This is a genomic window from Clostridium sp. (assembly GCF_036569345.1).
Classification (GTDB): Bacteria; Bacillota; Clostridia; order Clostridiales; family Clostridiaceae; genus Clostridium_AD.
In genome coordinates this window covers 1-4,837 of sequence record NZ_DATCQT010000141.1, presented here as the reverse complement: position 1 = coordinate 4,837, position 4,837 = coordinate 1, and the positions used below count along the sequence as shown (strand labels likewise).

The 4,837-nt window shown below is 28.4% G+C and carries 1 protein-coding gene and 3 pseudogenes; all 4 read left to right on the top strand.

Annotation, left to right across the window (positions count from 1 at the left end; genetic code table 11):
* Window positions 1–2,151 precede the first annotated feature (2,151 nt).
* A pseudogene (locus VIM70_RS13635) lies at window positions 2,152–2,307 on the top strand (cell wall hydrolase); the annotation flags it as partial.
* 59 nt (window positions 2,308–2,366) lie between these two features.
* Complete coding sequence (locus tag VIM70_RS13630) at window positions 2,367–2,882, top strand: alginate lyase (protein ID WP_331946313.1); 516 nt, start codon at window positions 2,367–2,369, stop codon at window positions 2,880–2,882.
* 1,184 nt (window positions 2,883–4,066) lie between these two features.
* Window positions 4,067–4,374, top strand: a pseudogene (locus tag VIM70_RS13625) (DUF6483 family protein).
* Window positions 4,375–4,750: 376 nt separating this feature from the next.
* Window positions 4,751–4,837 (top strand): annotated as a pseudogene (locus VIM70_RS13620) (acetyltransferase); the annotation flags it as partial.

The following is a 4,837-nucleotide window of genomic DNA, read 5'->3' as shown; positions in this document are numbered from 1 at the left end:
ATTCTTTCATTACCTCCAATTTCATAGTATGGAAATATATTACCACAGTAATTACGTAAAATCAACATTTTGTTTTACGCATTGATTTTATACGTAGTCCACACTGATTTTATACGTAGTCCACACTGATTTTATACGTAGATAGTCCTCTATACCCATTGGTATGACTGCCTTTGCAGATTCCTACTATACTCTTTACTATACTCTTTACTATACTTTTACTATACAACAACTGTAGTTGTTCTCTTTTTTAGAGTTCTAATCATTGTCTTTTATTTCTTATTGAAATCCTTTCAGCTTCTTTTTCATTTTTTAAATCTTTCTTAAATTCCGGAATTAAATTGTTTTTCTCTAATACATTAGTCATTATTTTATATTCTTTTGTAATGATTAATAGATAAGTACTACAATTCTCTTTATATATATCTTTGGCGTAGGATAGGCTTTATATCATGCTGACAAGCTTCCTACTTGATTTTTAAGCTGAGCAGAGTTATTCTATAGTTTAAAATATAAAATTCATTTTAGGCATGTATATGGACCATATAGAACAATCAACAAATAACATTTAAAACAAGACTAAAGGAATTAAAAATCACAGATCAACTGGAGGAATGGAAGGGTAGCCCGTAGGGAGGTTCCATGAGGTAAGACGGTAGTAAAAAATTGGTTTTATAATAAATGTGTAGTTCAACAAATAGATCAGTAAAAGATAGAAGTAGTGTGGCAAATGTTAATTACAATCTCCAGTATTGTATGTCTCGGCAGTCAAAGTTTTATATAAACTATAATTTATAGTCTGCCTTTTCACTTCGTGGATAAACAAAAAATAACAGATAAATATTTTATATATATTTATCTGTTATGTGTAAGAATAAAATTTGAGAATACAAACTTATTGATTTTACGAAATGAGAATTTTGTAAAATCAATATCACTAAGAATTAGAAAGTGCGCACTTATACATCACTAGCGTGATGTGTGCGAAATTTTGAAAAAATTTATAAAATAAAATCGTCATGCGTGTAAAAAATCAACTGCGTTAGTGAATATTAGAATTTAGATTGAAGATTTTTAAAGACCACTATCATAAACCCAATAGCGATCTTTAAAAATCTTCAATAAATAAGTTATCAAGTAATCTATCAATAACATTATTTTAACCTATATTCTTACTGATATTTAACCATGGAGTAATACAATACTGTCTTCTCAAAACCGACTTGTCGGCTTGCTTTTGCTTGCAAAAGTTTTTGGAAGTAAGTTGACCGCAGGGAAAATTAAAGTAGTATTACTCCCATAGGTATACCGAAGGTGTACTATGTAGCTAGTATAACTAGCAATAGCCTAACTATCGAGCACAATACCGTATGCAACAGATACCTTTTTGTGCTAAGTTATACAATTACAGTTTAATTGTATACAGTATTTGGTTAGTGGAGAAAAATAAAACAATTAAAAATGTACCTAAAAAACAATTAAAATTCAATTTATAATATTAGGTGGAGGACAAAGTAAATTTAGTTATGATTATATTTAGCCATGCATTAACCTTCTTTTTATAACTTTAATATTAGCATTAGCACTCGGGGTAAGTGAGTTATTTTCAGACTCAATTTATTGAGCTTGCTTTTCATTTATGGAAAGTCTTTAAATTGTAATATGAGTGCGTAGCCGATTATTACCTCTCTTAAACTCGAGTGCTTAACGAAAAAATAATATATACGAAGTGTGTATTATTGGTATCACTATATTTTAGTTATAAATTGTACATGTAAATTTTATAGCTTTTTGTATATATATCTAATTGAATGCTATTAATATAAAAAATACTATGTTTTTGTATATTTAAAAGGCATACAATATAATTTATCTTATGTTGTATGGGTTTTATCCTATTTATAACCGAAGTAAATTCTTTTACATAATTAGTTCCACAAAAAAATAAAAAGCCACTCTCTTTGGGGGAATGGTTTTTAACATATAACACTTATGCTCACAATATACGATAGAATATTCATAACATACTTGAAAGGTTCCATACTTCAACTATATATTTATATTAGTTGAAGTATGGAACCTTTTCTAAGTACCATTATTATCATGCTCAATATAATAATAACGTAAAGCAATTTAAGGAGAAGATTATTAATGGCTTACAGTGCTAGAGAGTTACTAGCTAGAATACTAAAGTGTGAGGCTGGTGGAGAAGGAGAAAACGGAATGAAAGCAGTTGCCTCTGTAATTATGAACAGAGTTAATGTACCTAATGGCGAGTATCTTACGATATGTCAAGGTGATGTAAGAATAATTACTAATGACACCTTTATATGATAATTTATTATGATTTTTAAGGAGGGAATTTTATGTTTATAACACAACCTAATAATTTTAATCAAGTTCCAATGTGGAATGGTGTTCCTATGTTTTCTGGATATCCAATGATGCCAAGGTTTAGTATGGGGGATGATCCAAGACAAAAACCTATGCCCCAAACTCCTGCTACCACCAAGCCACCAACCTCGGCGGCTACCAAACCTCTAACATCTACTGTTAAACCCCAGGTTACTAATGGTAGTCCCACGGCACCTGGTACTAATCAGGACCCTGAAATGAGCCCTAAAATGGCAGCTGGCACGCCTATAATAAATGATCCACTATATAATCAAGGCTGGTTAAAAACACAAATAGGTAAATATATAAAGATTGAATTTTTAATTGGAAGTAATATATTTATTGATCGCGAAGGTGTTCTACAAGAAGTTGGAATTAGTTATATCGTCATTAAAGAAAGTGGTACAAATGATCTAGTAATGTGTGATATATACTCTATCAAATTTGTAAGAGTTTTTGATAATCAAAGTGATAAATGTAGGGGGTAATAAAGTTTTTTCATACTTATCTTTAGTTAAGAAATAAAATAATTTTTAATGCAACATACTGGGGAGAGTAAATGGAGAATCTTAAAACCAAATAACCAAATAAATAACTAAATAAATAACTAAGTATATATCTGCGAACACCTTTTAAGAAAATTATAAATAAGCATCTGAAAGTTCCACTCATGTATTTACATTTCATGTTCTTGATATGAGCATCATACAGAGCTTAAACAAATAAAAAGTACTCATTAATTTTTTAATTAAAGTCCCCCTTTAATTAAATATAAGTATATAAATCAAAAAAGAATTAGTGTTAATTAGCTAGTTCTTTTTTATTTTTTTGTAGAAAAATTTTAATATAATTAATAAAGTGAATGTAACATAACGTGTTGACTTGTTATATTAAAAGTAACATAACGTATATTATAAATGGGTATTTTCATTCCATTTATTGTTATAAATAATTAGCATTTTCAAACATTTTCTTTAATAATTTAATCTTTTTATCATGTTTTAGCTTGTTAGAAATGCAGTTTGCTGCCCCCCCCTATATAAGGTTGAAAAGTCAGCTTGCTGACCAAACGAAAGTTTGCTCGTAGAGTTTTCAACCGTTCCATTAGTTACTCTTAAAACGACATAGGGTTCCCTAAATAATTGAGAATTGAACGTTAGTGAGATGCTCAATTATTTAAGGGGTCGTTCTTAGAGTAACTTATGGATATATAGGGGGGAGCCTATTAAATGGAGAAACACAGTTTTGACCAGTAGTAGGGTTTTACTATGTTTATAGCTAATTTCAGTGTATTCAACATGTGAAACGGTCGACTTAATCGGAATTTCACTATTTGAATACACTGAATTGTATTCAAAAAAAACACATTTAAGTAATGGAAATGGTCAGATTATTTTTTCTGACAAGGTGTCCATTATTTGAATATGGTATATTTTTTAGCCCATTAAATTTAAAAACTAAGTTAATATATAGCTTAGTTTTTTCTTTTCATTCAAGATAACACTTTATTATATTGCATGCTTTTATTATTTAAACCCGAATTGTTTTTATATGGGATTTACATTATTAATAGTATAATTAAGTAAATATATTATTTCTATTTTATAAAATAGAGTGAGGAAGTTTAAATTTTATGGATATTGGAAGGCTGTTAACAACGGGGATTGGAAAAATGTGTGCAAGTCTTTTTTTCAATAAAAAAGAAAAAAGTAGTGAAAAATTAATTTTGAGCAATTGAGTTCAATCGACTTATTTAAAATAATGTTTAAAAGTCTATACAATAATAGGAACTATAATAAAGCAGAAAATTTAATTTTTCTTGAAGCAGAAAAAAATAATTCACCAGAATTATGTGAGATAGCTTCTGATTTCTACAATTCATTACTAAAAAAAAGTGACAAAGAATTATTTAAAAGTAACTTCTCAAGAGAAGAAATTTATCAGGGATTAGAGGATATGAAAAAGTTGAAAGCAAATTAAAGATAGTTTTAAAAATAAATTTGGTAACTTCAGGTTACTAACTAGTAACCTAAAACGCTTGTATTGTTGCATAAATGGAGTGCATATTCTCAATTAGACACCTTTTATGCAGTAAAATAGAGACTTATTGCATATTAAAAGAGCATGAATGAGGGTATAGGCTAGTTATATGGGTAAGCAGAATGTCGTGAAATTATCTTTTTCACGACATTGTAGATGTTTTCCTTGACTGACAAAATTGCACTTTAATACTTGAATAATATGATATTATATATAATGGGTTAGTATTTGAGGGGTGATTGTATGAAAAAATGCATTGTACTAATGGAATAGGCATTAAAGTATTTTTAATATAATACAAAGGAGAGATTCAAATATGACTATTCCAAATTCAAATAAAATATATCCAAGAAGTAATGATTACCAAATAGTGTATCTTAAAAATGTAATTACAATAACTAAT

What these genes read in the sequence shown, in the direction of transcription:
- VIM70_RS13630 (WP_331946313.1), top strand. Translation starts at nt 2,367, where the DNA reads ATGTTTATAACACAACCTAATAATTTTAATCAAGTTCCAATGTGGAAT.